Origin of the sequence: Streptomyces triticagri (assembly GCF_003429565.1) — a bacterium.
Classification (GTDB): Bacteria; Actinomycetota; Actinomycetes; order Streptomycetales; family Streptomycetaceae; genus Streptomyces; species Streptomyces triticagri.
The window spans coordinates 1-15,341 of the sequence record NZ_QUAK01000003.1 but is presented as its reverse complement, the minus strand read 5'-3'; the positions used below and the strand labels follow the sequence as shown (position 1 = coordinate 15,341).

Below are 15,341 nucleotides of genomic sequence, written 5' to 3'. Positions count from 1 at the left end.
GAGCAGGGGGGACCCCCATCTCAAACGCCGGAGGGGCTGAATTCGGGCCGCGACACACGCCGACAGCGTCAGCTGTCGACTTGCTCCCGGTATACCCCAGGCGAAGCATGGACCCGTGAGTGACGCCGCATACCTCCGCTTCCCGCACCTGCACGGTGACACCCTCTGCTTCGTCGCCGAGGACGACCTGTGGATCGCCCCGATCACCCCCGTCACCCCCGCCGGCAAGGCGAGACGTGCCTGGCGCCTCACCGTGGACCGCACCCGCGTCGGCCACCCCCGCTTCTCCCCCGACGGTTCCACCATCGCGTACACGACCTGGCGCAGCCTCGACCCGGAGATCCACATCGCGCCCGTCGACGGCGGACCGGCCAGGCGGCTCAGCTACTGGGGCAGCACCGACACCCGTGTCTGCGGCTGGACGCCCCCGGACACCTCGGGCCAGACGGAGATCCTGGCGGTGTCCTCGTACGGCCAGCCGTTCTCGTACTTCAGCTGGGCGTACTCCGTGTCCACCGACGGCTCCCCCGGTGGCCGCCTCCCCTGGGGCCCGGTGAACGACATCGCGGTCGCGGACGTCGACGGCGAGCGCCGCACCCTGCTGCTCACCGGGAAGCCGCCGCACGAGCCGGCCGCCTGGAAGCGCTACCGGGGCGGTGCGACGGGACGGCTCTGGCTGCACGGCGAGCGGCTGCTGCCCGATCTGGACGGGCATCTGGACTGCCCGATGTTCGTGGCGGGACGGATCGCCTTCCTCTCCGACCACGAGGGCACCGGCAATCTGTACTCCTGCGCCCCCGACGGCACCGATCTGCGCCGGCACACGGACCACGACGCGTTCTACGCCCGGCACGCCTCCGGCGACGGCGAGCGCGTGGTCTACCAGTGCGCCGGCGAGCTCTGGCTGGTCGACGACCTCTCCCCCGGCTCCGTACCGCGCCGCCTCGAGGTCGATCTCGGCGGCCCGCGCCCCGGCCGCCGCAGCTACCAGGTCCCGGCCGCCAAGAACCTCGACGGCCTCTCGGTCGACGAGACGGGCCGGGCCAGCGCCGTCGCCGTACGCGGCAGCTTGTACTGGCTCACCCACCGCGACGGCCCGGCCCGCACCATCACCGACACCCCGGGTGTACGGATCCGGCTGCCGGAGATGCTGGGCGTCGGCGGGCAGGTCGCCTACGTCACCAGCGCCGAGGGCCCTGACACGATCGAGATCGCGTATCTGCCGAGGGCCAGCGGCGAGCGGGAGCCGCGGCGGCTCGCCTCCGGCAAGCTCGGCCGGGTCCTGGAGCTGGTGTCGGATCCGGCGGGCGAGCGGCTCGCCATCGCCTCGCACGACGGCCGGGTCCTCCTGGTCGACGCCGCCGAGGAGGGCGACGGCGAGGTCACCGAGCTGATCCGGTCGGTCAACGGCCCGGTGAGCGACCTCGCGTTCTCCCCCGACGGCGCCTGGCTGACCTGGTCGCATCCCGGGATCGGCCGCTCGCTGCGGCAGATCAAGATGGCCCGGATCACGGACCGTACGATCGTCGACGTCACCAACGGCCGCTTCGAGGACGAGAATCCGGTCTTCACCCGGGACGGCCGCTATCTCGCCTTCCTGTCCTGGCGCGGCTTCGACCCGGTCTACGACGTGCACACCGGCGACCTGTCGTTCCCCCTTGGCTGCCGCCCGTACCTCGTCCCCCTGTCGTCCGCGACCCCGTCCCCGTTCGCGCTGTCACCGGACGGCCGGCCCGCGGCGGGCGGTCTCGATCCGGCCGACGAGAGTACGGGCGACGGCTCGGTGATCGTGGAGATCGAGGGCCTGGCGAACCGGGTGACGCCCTTCCCGGTCGCCGCCTCCAAGTACTCCGGTCTGCAGCCGGTGAGCGGCGGCGGGCTGCTCTGGCTGCGCTGGCCGATCTCCGGCGCGCTCGGCGAGACGTTCGCCAATCCGGCGGACACCTCGGGCCGGCCCACCCTGGAGTACTTCAACATCGCCAAGGCCACCCGTACCGAACTCGTCGACGACCTGGACTGGTTCGCGCTCAGCGGCGACGGCAGCCGCATCGTGGTGATGGACGACGACGAGCTGCGGGCGGCACCGGCGACCGAGGCCGGTGACAGCGATTCGACGGTCTGGATCGACCTGCGCCGCATCCTGCACGAGGTGGACCCGCCCGCCGAGTGGCGGCAGGCGTACGACGAGGCGGGCCGGCTGATCCGGGACCTGTTCTGGGAGCCGCACATGTGCGGCATCGACTGGCCCGCGGTCCTCGACCAGTACCGCCCGCTGGTCGAACGGGTCGCATCACCCGACGAGTTCGCCGATCTGCTGCGCGAGGTGCTCGGCGAGCTCGGCACCTCGCACGCCTATGTCGCCCCGGCCCGGCGCAACGAGGGCCCGCCGCACTACCAGCGCCTGATGGGCCTGCTCGGCGCGAACCTGGTCTGCAAGGACGGCGCCTGGATGATCCGGCGGATCCTGCCGGGCGACTCCTCCGACTCCAAGGCCCGTTCGCCGCTCGCGGGCGCGGGGCTGCGCGAGGGCGCCGTCCTCACACATGTGGACGGCCGGCCCGTCGACCCGGTGACGGGTCCCTTCCCGCTGCTCTCGGGGGCCGGCGGCACCACGGTCGAGCTGACCTTCACGCCCGCGGAGGGCGAGGGCCGGTCACGCCGGGTCGCGGTGGTCCCGCTGATCGACGAGCGCCCGCTGCGCTACCAGGACTGGGTGGCCAAACGCCGTGACGTGGTACGGGAGTTGAGCCACGGCAAGTGCGGCTATCTGCACATCCCCGACATGGGCGGCTCCGGCTGGGCGCAGTTCAACCGCGATCTGCGGATGGAGGTCTCCCGCCCCGCCCTGATCGTGGACGTACGGGGCAACGCGGGCGGCCACATCAGCGAACTCGTCGTCGAGAAGCTGACCCGCACCATCCTCGGCTGGGACCTCACCCGCAATGCACAGCCGGTGAGTTACGCCTCCAACGCCCCGCGCGGCCCGATCGTCGCCCTCGCCGACGAGGCGACCTCGTCGGACGGCGACATGATCACCGCGGCGTTCAAGCTGCTCGGCCTCGGGCCGGTGGTGGGCTCGCGCACCTGGGGCGGTGTGGTCGGTATGACGGGCCGGCACCGGCTCGGGGACGGGACGGTGATCACGGTGCCGATGAACGCGGCATGGTTCGAGGAGTACGGCTGGTCCATCGAGAACCAGGGCGTGGCGCCCGACCTGGAGATCCTTCGTACGCCGCTGGACTGGGCGGAGGGGCGGCACGCCCAGCTGGACGACGCGGTGCAGCTGGCGCTGGATCTCCTGTCGAGCAGCCCTCCCGCCTCGCCGCCGGACTACTCGGACGTCCCCGACCGCCGCCGGCCGCCCCTGCCGCCGCGGTAGGTCCCCAGGCCCGCCCCCCTTCCCGAAACTCCTCAATCGCCGGAGGGGCTCTATATAGAGCCCCTGGGGACACTGCCATCGGCAACAGAGAGCGACCGCCCGACATGCGACGAATGTCGCCCCGTGCCACGCTGGTCGAGGCCCGAACCACCTCACCCCTAGGAGTGAATCTCATGGGCATGCAGGACCAGTTCAAGGACAAGGCCAACGAGCTCAAGGAAAAGGCGTCCGACGCCCTCGGCCAGAAGAAGGACGAGGCATCCGAGCGCTCCTCGGACATGGGCGACAAGGCGCAGGAGCAGGGCGACCAGCTCCGCGAGCGCGGCGAGCGCGAGGCGGAACGCCGTCGGCCGGACGAGGGCCGGTAACCCTCCCCGCACAGCTTTTTGTCCTCAATCGCCGGACGAGCTTCCACAAGCCCGTCCGGCGATTGAGGACGAGGCCGCCAGGCCGACGGCCTGGAACCCCCGGTTCTACGAGCCGGCCCGCGCCCGCTCGTCCGCCGCGCCGCCCTCGCCGACCAGACCCGTGGGCGCATCCCCGAGCCGCGGCTCGAACCGCTTCATCTCGCGCTGACCGACGGACCCGATGACCGACGGCAGATAGCCCCGGATCGACTGCATCCCGCGCAGCCACCACTGCGCGTACACATGCGCGGACCGCCGCTCGATCCCGGCGACGATCCGGTCCACTGCCGGCCCGAGCGGATACGTCTTGTTGGACGGCCACGGCAGCCGTTGCCGCAGCTCACGCATCACGTCGTTCTGGTCCGCACCGCGCACCATGTCCGTGTCGGTCCACGACAGATAGCCGACTCCGACCCGTACGCCCTTGTAGCCGACCTCCGCCCGCAGGCTGTGTGCGAAGGCCTCGACGCCCGACTTGGACGCGCAGTAGGCGGACATCATCGGCGCCGGGGTGATCGCGGCGAGCGAGGCGATCTGCAGGAAGTAGCCGCGGCTCTCCATCAGGACCGGCAGGAACGCCCGCGCGGTCACCGCACTCCCGATGAGGTTGACCTCGATGACCCGCCGCCAGGCCTCCGGATCGGAGTCGACGAACGGACCGCCGCCGGCCACACCGGCGTTGGCCACCACGATGTCGATCTTGCCGAAGCGTTCCTTGACCTCCTGGGCGATCCCCGCCATCGCCGCGTGGTCGGTGACATCGGCGTACCAGTGGTCGCTCTCGGTGTGCAGGCGCGCGGAGACCTCCTTGAGCACGTCCGGCTCGAGCCCGACGAGCGCGACCTTCGCGCCGCGCGCCGACAGCTTGCGCGCGAGCAGTTCGCCGACGCCGCGCGCGGCGCCCGTGACGACTGCGACCTGTCCTTCGAGACTGACCCTGCTCATGCGGCCCTGCCTTCCTCGATACGTGCCGGATCCTCGGTGCGTGCCTGCTCGTGCGTGCGCCCCTGCTCGTGCGTGCGTACGAGATACGCTCCGGCCAACTCCCGTATCGCCAGGTTCACCGCGTCCGGCGCCTCGACCGGCGACATGTGCCCGACCCCGGTCAGCTCGGTCAGGCCGAGCCGGTCCGGCAGCGCGGCGGCGATCCGGTGCGCATGCACCGGCGGGGTGAGCCGGTCCGCGAGACCCGTGACGACACGGGTGGGCAGCGTCAACTCCCCTACGTGCGCGGTGATCCGGAGCGTCCCGAGCACATGCGACCAGCCCCGGCGCACCCCGCGCGGGCAGGCGTGCACGATCCGCGCACAGGCGTCGACCTGCTCCCGGGACGAAGCGCGGCCCATCGTCGCGTACTTGAGCACCCTCCGGCTCACCGCCGTGACCGGCCCGAGCGGGGCCGGCGAGGCCAGGACGGAGCGGGTGAGCCGGGTGCGCAGCCGGCCGGGCCGCAGCGGCAGCACCGTGGACTCGGCGACCAGGTCGGACGCGCCCGTGTTGCAGAGCAGTGCGGCCGCGCCGTGTTCCCTGAGTCCGGGCCGTCCGGCGGCCGCGATCAGCGTCATGGCGCCCATCGAGTGGCCGACGAGCACGGCCTTCTCGCCCGGCGCGAGCGTCGCCGCGAGCACCGCCTCCAGATCGTCGGCGAGCGCCCGGGTGCTGTAGCCGTCGGGGTCGTCGGGGGCCGGGCTGCGCCCGTGGCCCCGCTGGTCGTAGGCGATCACGCGATGGTCGGTGGCGAGGTCGCGCACCTGCGCCGCCCAGAAGGCGGTCGAGCAGGTCCAGCCGTGCGCGAGGACGACGGCGGGCGCGCCCTCGGGCCCGTGCGCCTCGACGTACAGGCGGGCGCCGTCGGCCGAGACCGCGGTGAGTTCGCGGGCGGCGGGCGGCGGGGCGTAGCGCCCGGAGGTGACGTGGGTGAGCCGGCTCATGCGTCCGCCTCCACCTTCTCGGCGGGCCTGCCCGCGCGGTTCGCCTGGGCCGCCGGTCGCAGTACGTCGTACTCGGCGAGGTCGACCCGGCGGGTGGCGGCGCGGAACTCGGTGGTGGTGCCGGGCCAGATGGTGGTGTTCCTGCCGTTCTCGTCGAGGTACCAGCTGTTGCAGCCGCCGGTGTTCCAGACGGTGCGCTTCATGCGCTCCTGGACCCGGTCGTTCCAGCCCTGTACGGCGGTGGGGCGGGCGTCGAGCGCCGCGCGGCCGCCGAGCACGTCGACCTGGCGGAGGTAGTCGGCCATGTAGTTCAGCTGGGACTCGATCATCAGGATCATCGAGGAGTTCCCGAGGCCGGTGTTGGGGCCGATGATCGTCATCCAGTTGGGGAAGCCCGCGGCCGTCGCGCCGCGCAGCGAGTTCATCCCGCCGGTCCAGGTCTCGGCGAGGGTGCGGCCGTCGGCGCCGATCACACGCTCGGCGATCGGCATGTCCGTGACGTGGAATCCGGTGCCGAAGATGATCGCGTCGACCTCGGTCTCGGTGCCGTCGGATGCGACGAGAGTGTTGCCGCGCACCTCCTTGAGCCCGGAGGCGACGACGTCCACGTTCGGCTGCGCGAGCGCCGGATAGTACGTGTTGGACAGCAGGATCCGCTTGCAGCCGATGCGGTACGAGGGCGTCAGCTTGTCCCGGAGCGCCGGGTCCTTGATCGCCCGCTTCATGTTCCGCTTGGCGATGCTCTCGACCAGGCCGAGCTCGTTCGGCCGCTTGGTGAACGCCTGGACCTGCAACTCCCTGATGCCCCAGAGCAGTCCGCGCCGGGCGGAGGTGGTGAACGGCAGCTGCCGGTGCAGCCAGCGCTCCGCGCCGCTGATCGGCCGGTCGGCGCGCGGCATGACCCACGGCGGGGTGCGCTGGAACAGCGTCATCCGCTCCACCTCGGCCTGGATCGCGGGCACGATCTGGATCGCGGACGCCCCGGTGCCGATCATCGCGACCCGCTTGCCGCGCAGGTCGTAGTCGTGGTCCCAGCGGGCCGAGTGGAAGACCTTGCCCTCGAAGCCGTCGAGGCCCTCGATGTCCGGGACCTTGGGGTCGGAGAGCGGTCCGGTGGCGGACACCACGACCTCGGCGGTGATGCTGCCGGCGCTGGTGTCGATCTCCCAGTGCAGCGCGTCGTTGTCCCAACGCATCTGCTTCACCTCGGAGTTGAAGCGGATGTGCGGGCGGAGGCCGAAGGTGTCGGCGACATGCTCGAGGTACTTCCAGATGTGCTCCTGACCGGAGAAGGTGCGGGGCCACTCCGGGTTGGGCGCGAAGGAGAAGGAGTACAGGTGCGAGGGCACGTCGCAGGCGCAGCCCGGATAGCTGTTGTCGCGCCAGGTGCCGCCGACGGCGCCGGCCCGCTCCAGTACGACGAAGTCGGTGATGCCTTCGCGGCGGAGGCGGACGGCGGCCCCGAGGCCACCGAAACCGGTCCCGATCACCGCCACCTTCACGTGTTCCCGCTCGCGCTCGTGCTCGGCCATGCAGCCCGCCTCCCGAATGTTCCGCGACTCCGCCAGTAACCACTGGCATGATTGGGAGAGTAGAGCAGCTCCGTACTCATGGGTAGGGGTTGAGGCCAGGAAAGTTACCGGCGGTACAACATAGGGTGCAGACGTGGCAGACGAACGCGGAGACGATTCCGGCACCGGCGGCGGCGCCGAGTACCGCATGACCGAGCTCGCCGAGAAGGCCGGCATCACCGTCCGCACACTGCGCTTCTACCGGGAGCGCAAGCTGATCCCGCCACCGCGCCGCGAGGGCCGCATCGCCTGGTACGACGAGCACCACCTGGCCCGCCTGCGTACGATCACGGCCCTGCTGGAGCGCGGCCACACCCTCAACGCCATCGCGGACCTCACCGACGCCTTCGACAACGGCCGCGAGATCGGCGAACTCCTCGGCCTCGGCGAACCCACCGAGGAGACCCCGGTCCGCCTCACCCCGCAGGAACTGGCCGACCGCTTCGAGGGCGAGGTCACCCCGGAGAATCTCGCGACCGCCCTGGAACTCGGCTATGTGGCCACCGACGGCGACGAGATCGTGCACATCAGCCGCCGCCTGATGGACGTCTCGGTGGCCCTGATCCAGGAGGGCGTCCCGCTCGCCGCGATCCTCGAGGCGGGCCGCCGCGTCCGCGTGCACGCCGAGGAGCTCTCCGACCTCTTCATCACCACGGTCCACTCCCACACACCCGACGTCGACCTCGAACGCCTCCGACCGCTCGCCAAGGCGGTCGTCGAGGCGGAACTGTCCATGGCGATGGACCGGCGCCTGCACGAGTCCCGCGCCAAGTCGGCCTCGGCCGACGCCACTTCGAGCGCATCGGACAGCTGAGGGCCCGGCCCGCGGGGTACTACCGGGGAAGCCACCACCGGGCCTTGTAGATTCCGCCGTCGACGAGGAAGTACGAGGACGACGGCTCGTGGACGTCCACCCGCCGCGTCCACCACGTCTCCTCCAGGCCGTCCTCCGGCACCGTGGTGATCACCCGCCCGGACCGCGGATCGTCCCCGACGGCCTTCACGCTCGCGCGGGAGACTCCGTGCCGTACGAACTCCCCCTGGCTCACCACATATTGGAAGACCGCCGCGCTGGTCGCCACCCAGAGCCGGTCCGCACTCGCGGCCACGGGGAAGAGATCGTGCCCTCCGGCCTTCCCACCGGGCGACGGCACCGGAAGCGCGACCCCGAACGTCCGCACCAGGCGCGGCCGCCCCGCACTCCCGCCGACCCGGTAGGCCACCAACTCGTCGTCCCCGACGGCCCAGAGCACCCGCCGCCGCGCATCCCAGTGCAGCCCGTGCGCCCCCTTGAGCTCCGCCTCGGCGTACGTCGTGCTGTCCGGGCCCTGCGAGGCGGCGTAGACCCGCACCAGCGCCCCCGTGCTCCCGGCCACCGCGACGTTCCCGTCGGGCAGCAGCTCCACGCTGTGCGGATTGAGCAGATCGTCACCGGGGCCGAGTTCCCCGGCCCAGTACCGCCGCCCGGTGGGATGCTCGACGACGGCGGCGAAACCGAAGGATGCACAGGTCAGGACGTACGTACGCCCCCGAAGCCGGCGCACCTTGGCCTCGCTCGGATAGACCCAGCTGGCCGCCGGGTCCAGATCCGCGTACTGCGGGTCGCCGAGCGGTGAGCAGGACCACAGGACGGCCTCCGGATCGGCCGCCAGGTCCCACACCGGCCGCCGCGGGTCGAGGACCAGGATCCGCTTGGACGCCTGCTCGGTCAGCAGCACGGGCGGCACCCGAGGACGAGCCGCCGCGCGAGCACTCGCGGCCGAAAGCGCGACTGCCGCCCCGGCACCCGCCGCACCGAACAGCGCACCGCGCCGCGACACCTCGTACGCCATGAAGTCCCCTTGCAGAAAGTGGAGTTGGCCCGGGATCCGCCCTGTCGTCCGCAGCCAATCTGCCACGCCGCACCTCACCCGTGAACCCTCGACACGGCGACCTTGACGCGCACCCGTCACGTCACAAGAATCTCGTCCGAGCGGGCGGACAACGATGTCCACAACGTTGTAGGACCGGGCGCCCGCGCCCCCACGGAAGGACAGCCCCCATGTCCCGACTCCGCACCCTGGCCCTCCTCTTCGCCGCCCTGCTCCTCCTCGCCCCCGCCGCGACCGCCGTCGAGGGCGGCCCCGGCGCGGAGAGAGCGACCGCAGACGCCCCCGACCACCGCACCGCCGAGGCCGGCAACCCCTTCGTCGACGGCTGGTACGCCGACCCCGACGTCGCCGTCTACGAGGGCCGCTACTGGGTCTTCCCGACGACCTCACGTCCCTACGAGGAGCAGACCCGTCTGGACGCCTTCTCCTCCACGGACCTGGTCCACTGGACGAAGCACGAACGCGTCCTGGAGATCGACGACATCCCGTGGGCGGAGCGGGCGCTGTGGGCGCCGGCGCCGGTCGAGCGGAACGGCAAGTACTACCTGTACTTCGCGGCCAACGACATCCAGAGCGACGACGAGGTCGGCGGCATCGGCGTCGCCGTCTCCGACCGCCCGGAGGGCCCGTACCGCGACGCACTCGGCGAGCCGCTGATCCCGAAGTTCCACAACGGCGCGCAACCCATCGACCAGGACGTCTTCATCGACGACGACGGTCAGGCGTACATGTACTACGGCGGCTGGGAACACGCCAACGTGGTGCGTCTGAACCCGGACATGACCAGCCTCGGCACCCACCCCGACGGCAGCGTCTTCAAGGAGATCACGCCGGAGAACTACGTCGAGGGCTCGCTGATGTTCAAACGCGGCGGCAAGTACTACCTGATGTGGTCCGAGGGCGGCTGGACCGGCCCCGACTACTCCGTCTCGTACGCGATCTCGGACTCGCCGACCGGCCCCTTCGAGCGGCTCGACAAGGTCCTTCAGCAGGACCCGGCCGTCGCCCGCGGCTCCGGCCACAACTCGGTGCTCAACATCCCCGGCACCGACATCTGGTACATCTTCTACCACCGCCGCCCGCTCAGTGAGACCGACGGAAACCACCGGGTCGTCGCCTACGACCGGATGCACTTCCGCGACGACGGGACCATCGAGCCGGTCACCATGCGCGTCCACGACAACTTCGACGACGGCGACGCGGTCGGCTGGCGCAACCACGGCGACGGCACCTGGTCCGCCGCGGACGACACATACACCGGCAGTACCGCCGCAACCGCCCTCTCCCTCCAGGACACCGACTTCTCCGACCTCGACTACGAGGCCGATGTGAGCCTGCGGAACCGCCGCGGCGGCGCGGGCCTCGCCTTCCGTGTCACGGAACCGGGCAGCGGCCCCGGCGGCTTCCACGGCTACTACGCCGGCCTCACCCGCGACGGCGTCGTGCTCCGCAAGGAGGGCGAGACCTCGACCACCCTCGCCACCGCCCGGCTGCGCCCGAAGGACACGCACCGGATGAAGGTCGAGGCGGTCGGCTCCACCCTGAAGGTCTATGTGGACGACCTGGACGAGCCGAAGCTCACCGTCATGGACACGACGTACGCCTCGGGCACGAACGGCGTCCGCGTGAACGGACCGGAGGGCGCCGGCGCCACCCCGACCGGCCGCTTCGACAACCTCGCGATCCGGCCGGCGGAGTAGCCGCTGCCGTCCGCTCCGGGTCACGTACGGGACGACGCCTTCCCGTACGTGACCCGCCGGACCAGGACCTCGAACGGGCCGCGTTGTCCGCGCAGTTGCATCCGGTGGGCCAGTAGCACGGTGCCCAGCCAGGTGGCGGCGGCGAGCAGCGCGGTGGTCGTGACGGTCAGGGTCCCGGAGAGGTCGAGCAGGAACGGCGTGAAGGCGACGGTCCAGACGACCGACTGCAGCAGGTAGCAGGTCATGGACCGCTGCCCGACGGCGGCGATCGCGCGCACCGCGGGACCCTTCCGCGCCTCGAGCCGTCCCGCGAGGAGCGCGACGAGCGCCGCGTATCCGAAGCCGCCGAGGACGCCCGTGCCGTCGTGCAGCGGTCCGACGACCTCCAGTACGTCGGGACCGGCGACGTCGAGGGCACCGGAGGACATCAGGGCGGCCGGGTGCGCGCCGAGCACGGCGAGGCCGATCCCGGCCACGGCCGTGACCCACAGCAGGATCCGGTACCGCTCGGGCCGCTCCAGGACGCGGCGGCGCCCCGCCCAGAGCCCGATCGCGAACGGGCACAGGAAGCCGAGCGGACCCGCGAGCGCCACCAACGGCGTCACCTGCAGACGCTCGACGATCATCGTGCCCACATCCGGCGGCAGCATCGAGGCGTCCGGCGGATCACTGCTGACCGACAGCGAACCCTCGGTCGGCAGCGAGACGAAGACGAGGAACATCGCCGCGATCACAAGGAGCCAGCGGTCCTTCCAGCGCACCATCCAGGCCCCCGCGAACAACAGCGCGCCGTACGCGCCCAGGATGTCGCCGACGTAGAGCAGCAGCCCGTGCAGGATGCCGACGACGATCAGGACCAGACCGCGCCGCCACAGCAGTCGCCGCACGGTCCGCGGCGGCGCCCCGCCCTGCCGCCGCACGATGTGCGCCACTCCGTAGCCGAAGAGCAGCCCGAACATCGGGAACGCCCGGCCGTCGACGAAGGTCGCCATCAGCCACGTACCGGCCGAGTCGAGGGCGGATCCGTGCTGCGGATAGCCCCCGAGGACCTCCGAACCCCGAAGAAAATAGTGGGAGTTGGCGAGCGCGATGAACAGCAGCAGGAAGCCCCGCGCCAGATCGGGCGCGAGCGCCCGCCGCGCCAGGTCCGTCGGCCCGGTCCGTTCTGTGCCCCCGCCGGTACTCCCGGCCAACTCGGTCGCCATGCCGCCAGTCAACGGCTCGACCCCCTGAGCGGCCATCGTCCGAAGGTCGACCGACGACCGACCTTGGTCTACGGCCTGTCCGGCCGGCCCCGACCTCGGTCACTCACCCCGCGGAGCGCGACGGAAACGATCAGACGGCGCTGCGCGCGGACTCCAGGTACGCCCACGCCCGGGCCCCCGACACGAGCGTCACCTCGACCCGCGCGTAGTCGTCGACCTCGTAGTCGTCGGCGGCGGCCAGCTCCTCGTCGGTCAGCTCGAGGACGGCCCCCTCGACCGAGTCGGCCGGGTCGTCGGAGGGTACGACCAGCAGGTGCCGGTCGGTCCCACTGACCGCGATGACCTCGGGGTCGGTGATCCGGAGCTCCGTGGTCCGGTATCCCGGCAGCGCATCCCGGCGCCCGTCCAGAAGCCGGCCGAAGCGCGCGAGCTGAACCTCGCGCATCTGCAACGTCCCGTAGGTGAAAAGGGCATGCGGGGCAGCGGACGTCATGTCGTGGAACACCTGAACTTCTCCGAATCGAACGGACCTACGAGGCTAACAGGCCGAATCCGACCCACCCTGGTGGTCATAAACGCAGGTCACGGGTGCATGGTCCGACCAGCGCTCCTCGTGCGATGCCGCGCGCTCGACGTACGCCTTCACGGCCTTCCGCGCGAGGCCGCGCGTGGCGACGTGCAGGTCGATCCGCCAGCCCGTGTCGTTGTCGAAGGCGCGGCCGCGGTAGGACCACCACGAGTAGGGGCCCTCGACGTCGGGGTGGAGGGCACGCACGACATCGGTGTACTCGTCGAGGACCTGGCCGAGCCAGGCCCGCTCTTCGGGCAGGAAGCCGGAGTTCTTGCGGTTGCCCCGCCAGTTCTTGAGGTCGGGCTCCTGATGGGCGATGTTCCAGTCGCCGCAGACCAGGACCTCGCGCCCGTCGGCCGCGGCGCGCTCCTTGAGGCCGGTCAGATACGTGCGGAACTCGGCCATGAAGCGTTCCTTCTCCTCCTGGCGCGGGGTGCCGACCTCGCCCGAGGGGAGGTAGAGGCTGGCCACCGTGACGCCTGGCAGATCGACCTCGACGTACCGGCCACTGGTGTCGAACTCCTCGGACCCGAATCCGATCGCGACCCGGTCCGGCGCACGCCGGGTGTACAGGGAGACCCCCGCGCGTCCCTTGGCGGCCGCCGGCGCGTGCACCACGTGCCAGCCCTCGGGGTCGCCCACGCCCGCCGGCAGCTGATGCGGCTCGGCGCGCACCTCCTGCAGGCAGACGACATCGGCGTCCGTCCCGGCCAGCCACTCGACGAAGCCCTTCTTGGCGGCGGCGCGGAGCCCGTTCACATTCACGGAAGTCACAGTCAGCACCCCGGCACGATACCGGCACACTGGTAAAGAATTTCCACCCGATTCTGCATAGAAGTACGATACTCAGCATGCTTATACGTCCCACCGCCTTCGACCACCCCGACGCGGCCAAGCTCAACGACCAGGTACAGCTCGAGTACGACGAGCGCTACGGCGACGGCGGCGACATCACCCCGCTCGACGCCGCCATGTTCGTACCGCCGCACGGCCTGTACCTGCTCGCGTACGACGCCGACGAGCACCCCCTGGCCACCGGCGGCTGGCGCCGCCAGGACGCCAACGACGAGGGGTACGCCGACGGGGACGCCGAGCTGAAGCGGATGTACGTCACCCCCGAGGCGCGCGGCCTCGGCCTCGCCCGGCGCATCCTCGCCGCCCTGGAGGACGACGCCCGGTCGGCCGGCCGCGTCCGGATGGTCCTCGAGACCGGCACCATGCAGCCGGAGGCGATCCGGCTCTACGAGACGAGCGGCTACACGCCCTGCGACAAATTCGGCCTGTACCGCTTCCACGAGGAGAGCCGCTGCTTCGCCAAGACCCTGTGATGTTCACGGATACTCCCCGGCGTTCACCGGCGAACCACGAACGGAAAGCGAATACCCGCGCCCGGCACCTCCCGTTCACCGGCAATTGCCGCCCGCACATGTGAGGCGTCAAGAGGCTTTGACACCAGGCAAGTTGGGCAAAGTCCTTGCAGTTCGAGGAGATTGACAGCGAGTGGAAGGTCAGGAAAAGCTCTGATCACCCGGGGGCCCGCAGAAGTCCCTGCCTGAATTCTCTCCTCCCGCGTTCGGGAGAGATCCCGGCCGTCCCCCTGGTACCAAGGAATCCGGACACACATGGCTCGGGGCGGCGACCGGCACCGAGGAGGGGACGGGGGACGGGGTGGCACATCCGACGACGTACGACCCGGTGCTCGACCACCGGACCCTGCCGTACACCCACCCGCACGGCCCCTCGGAGCCGGAGCACACCCTGCGTCCGCCGGCTCCGGGACGGGCCCTGGTCCTGGTCCCCGAATCCGGCCCGCCGCTGACCGTCCGCCCGGGCGAGCAGGTGCCGGATGCCCGGTACGGCAGCCGGCAGGAGGTGTTCACGGTGGACACCACCGAACACCGGTTACAGCTCGCCCTGTTGCTCGCCGGCCGTGACGCGCCCGCCGCGTTCCGCTGCGAGATCGGCCTGACCTGCCGGATCGTCAACCCGGCGGCGGTGGTGGCGCACGGCGTCCGCGACATGAGCGAGGCCTGGTCGGGCCCGGTGCGCGAGCACCTCGAGCGCATATCCCGTACGTACCCCACGGGCCGGCCGCGCGAGGCGGAGCAGGCGCTGAACGCGGCGCTTCGGGACTTCGCCGGCGACTCCGCCGTGCGGCTTCGCGGGGCGCGGATCGAACTCCTCACGGTGGCCGCTCCGTTCGCGGGGCCGTCGGGGGGTGGGGGGTCCGGTGCGGGTTCTGGTGCGGGTTCCGGTACTGGTGGACCTTCACATCGGGAGGCCGCCGGCGCGGCGGCCTCGAGCGGTCCGGCCTCCGGTGGTCCGCGGCGAAGCCGGGTGCGGGGGACGCGGCCGGGTGCGGGCGAGGCGACTCGTACAGCGCCCTCCGGTTCCGCTTCCGCCTCCGCTTCCCCTCAGCCTCCCCCTCGTCCCGTTCCTCCCCCTCGTCCCGCTCCTTCTGCGCCTCCCGTGTCCGACCCCGCCTCTCCGCCCGACGGCCCTTCACACGTCGTCCCCGGCGAGGTCGTGGGCCGCACCGAAGACGCCCTGCCGCCACGGCACTTCACGCCCCCGCGACCCCCCGGTACGCCCCCGCGCCCCGCCGAGCCCCCGGCCGCCGCCGAGCCACCCGGACCGCCCGCCCCCGGGACACCGCACGGATCCCCCGTGCCACCCCGCCCCACCCACCCGCCGTACGCACCGCCG

At 71.5% G+C, this 15,341-nt stretch carries 12 protein-coding genes and 1 pseudogene; 6 read left to right on the top strand and 7 right to left on the bottom strand.

The window, feature by feature from the left end; genetic code table 11:
- Positions 1–115 precede the first annotated feature (115 nt).
- Together DY218_RS00235 and DY218_RS00230 are read left to right on the top strand one after the other, a co-directional pair.
- Positions 116–3,379, top strand: coding sequence for a S41 family peptidase (locus DY218_RS00235; protein ID WP_233521277.1), 3,264 nt, complete (start codon positions 116–118; stop codon positions 3,377–3,379).
- 173 nt (positions 3,380–3,552) lie between these two features.
- A complete protein-coding gene (locus DY218_RS00230; RefSeq protein ID WP_128553854.1) occupies positions 3,553–3,747 on the top strand; it encodes a hypothetical protein in 195 nt (64 codons plus the stop codon).
- 105 nt (positions 3,748–3,852) lie between these two features.
- Here the strand turns inward: DY218_RS00230 and DY218_RS00225 are convergent, their stop codons facing one another.
- From DY218_RS00225 to DY218_RS00215, 3 genes are read right to left on the bottom strand one after another with little or no spacing between them, the layout of a single operon-like run.
- The gene (locus DY218_RS00225; RefSeq protein ID WP_128553853.1) at positions 3,853–4,731 is read right to left on the bottom strand and encodes an SDR family oxidoreductase; all 879 of its coding nucleotides are present in this window, start codon (positions 4,729–4,731) and stop codon (positions 3,853–3,855) included.
- On the bottom strand, positions 4,728–5,717 hold the full coding sequence (locus tag DY218_RS00220) for an alpha/beta fold hydrolase (RefSeq protein ID WP_128553852.1): 990 nt from the start codon (positions 5,715–5,717) through the stop codon (positions 4,728–4,730). The genes DY218_RS00225 and DY218_RS00220 overlap by 4 nt, the downstream gene beginning before the upstream one ends.
- Positions 5,714–7,249 carry a flavin-containing monooxygenase gene (locus tag DY218_RS00215; RefSeq protein WP_128553851.1) on the bottom strand — a complete coding sequence of 512 codons (1,536 nt, stop codon included), beginning with the start codon at positions 7,247–7,249 and terminating at the stop codon, positions 5,714–5,716. Before DY218_RS00215 ends, DY218_RS00220 begins: the two co-directional genes overlap by 4 nt.
- Positions 7,250–7,436: 187 nt before the next feature.
- Here DY218_RS00215 and DY218_RS00210 point away from each other — a divergent pair, with 187 nt between their 5' ends.
- A complete protein-coding gene (locus DY218_RS00210; protein WP_128553890.1) occupies positions 7,437–8,102 on the top strand; it encodes a MerR family transcriptional regulator in 666 nt (221 codons plus the stop codon).
- A gap of 19 nt (positions 8,103–8,121) precedes the next feature.
- Here the strand turns inward: DY218_RS00210 and DY218_RS00205 are convergent, their stop codons facing one another.
- Positions 8,122–9,120 carry a DUF6528 family protein gene (locus DY218_RS00205; protein WP_128553850.1) on the bottom strand — a complete coding sequence of 333 codons (999 nt, stop codon included), beginning with the start codon at positions 9,118–9,120 and terminating at the stop codon, positions 8,122–8,124.
- 209 nt (positions 9,121–9,329) lie between these two features.
- Here DY218_RS00205 and DY218_RS00200 point away from each other — a divergent pair, with 209 nt between their 5' ends.
- Positions 9,330–10,859: a glycoside hydrolase family 43 protein gene (locus DY218_RS00200; RefSeq protein ID WP_128553849.1), complete on the top strand. Its 1,530-nt coding sequence runs from the start codon at positions 9,330–9,332 to the stop codon at positions 10,857–10,859.
- Between the two features lie 20 nt (positions 10,860–10,879).
- Here the strand turns inward: DY218_RS00200 and DY218_RS00195 are convergent, their stop codons facing one another.
- From DY218_RS00195 to DY218_RS00185, 3 genes are all read right to left on the bottom strand, one after another.
- Positions 10,880–12,100: a DUF418 domain-containing protein gene (locus DY218_RS00195; RefSeq protein WP_233521276.1), complete on the bottom strand. Its 1,221-nt coding sequence runs from the start codon at positions 12,098–12,100 to the stop codon at positions 10,880–10,882.
- A gap of 94 nt (positions 12,101–12,194) precedes the next feature.
- On the bottom strand, positions 12,195–12,557 hold the full coding sequence (locus DY218_RS00190) for a gamma-glutamylcyclotransferase family protein (protein ID WP_128553848.1): 363 nt from the start codon (positions 12,555–12,557) through the stop codon (positions 12,195–12,197).
- Between the two features lie 45 nt (positions 12,558–12,602).
- Positions 12,603–13,418: an exodeoxyribonuclease III gene (locus DY218_RS00185; protein ID WP_233521275.1), complete on the bottom strand. Its 816-nt coding sequence runs from the start codon at positions 13,416–13,418 to the stop codon at positions 12,603–12,605.
- Positions 13,419–13,486: 68 nt separating this feature from the next.
- On the opposite strand from DY218_RS00185, the gene DY218_RS00180 reads away from it, so the two are divergent.
- Together DY218_RS00180 and DY218_RS34705 are read left to right on the top strand one after the other, a co-directional pair.
- Positions 13,487–13,963, top strand: a complete 477-nt coding sequence (locus tag DY218_RS00180; protein ID WP_128553846.1) for a GNAT family N-acetyltransferase — start codon at positions 13,487–13,489, stop codon at positions 13,961–13,963.
- 340 nt (positions 13,964–14,303) lie between these two features.
- Positions 14,304–15,341, top strand: a pseudogene (locus DY218_RS34705) (hypothetical protein); the annotation flags it as partial.

Excerpts from the sequence above, each read along its gene's own strand:
- DY218_RS00230 (WP_128553854.1), top strand. The coding sequence starts at position 3,553 with ATGGGCATGCAGGACCAGTTCAAGGACAAGGCCAACGAGCTCAAGGAA.
- DY218_RS00195 (WP_233521276.1), bottom strand. The coding sequence starts at position 12,100 with ATGGCCGCTCAGGGGGTCGAGCCGTTGACTGGCGGCATGGCGACCGAG.
- DY218_RS00210 (WP_128553890.1), top strand. The coding sequence starts at position 7,437 with ATGACCGAGCTCGCCGAGAAGGCCGGCATCACCGTCCGCACACTGCGC.
- DY218_RS00205 (WP_128553850.1), bottom strand. The coding sequence starts at position 9,120 with ATGGCGTACGAGGTGTCGCGGCGCGGTGCGCTGTTCGGTGCGGCGGGT.
- DY218_RS00225 (WP_128553853.1), bottom strand. The coding sequence starts at position 4,731 with ATGAGCAGGGTCAGTCTCGAAGGACAGGTCGCAGTCGTCACGGGCGCC.
- DY218_RS00200 (WP_128553849.1), top strand. The coding sequence starts at position 9,330 with ATGTCCCGACTCCGCACCCTGGCCCTCCTCTTCGCCGCCCTGCTCCTC.
- DY218_RS00215 (WP_128553851.1), bottom strand. The coding sequence starts at position 7,249 with ATGGCCGAGCACGAGCGCGAGCGGGAACACGTGAAGGTGGCGGTGATC.
- DY218_RS00190 (WP_128553848.1), bottom strand. The coding sequence starts at position 12,557 with ATGACGTCCGCTGCCCCGCATGCCCTTTTCACCTACGGGACGTTGCAG.
- DY218_RS00220 (WP_128553852.1), bottom strand. The coding sequence starts at position 5,717 with ATGAGCCGGCTCACCCACGTCACCTCCGGGCGCTACGCCCCGCCGCCC.
- DY218_RS00180 (WP_128553846.1), top strand. The coding sequence starts at position 13,487 with ATGCTTATACGTCCCACCGCCTTCGACCACCCCGACGCGGCCAAGCTC.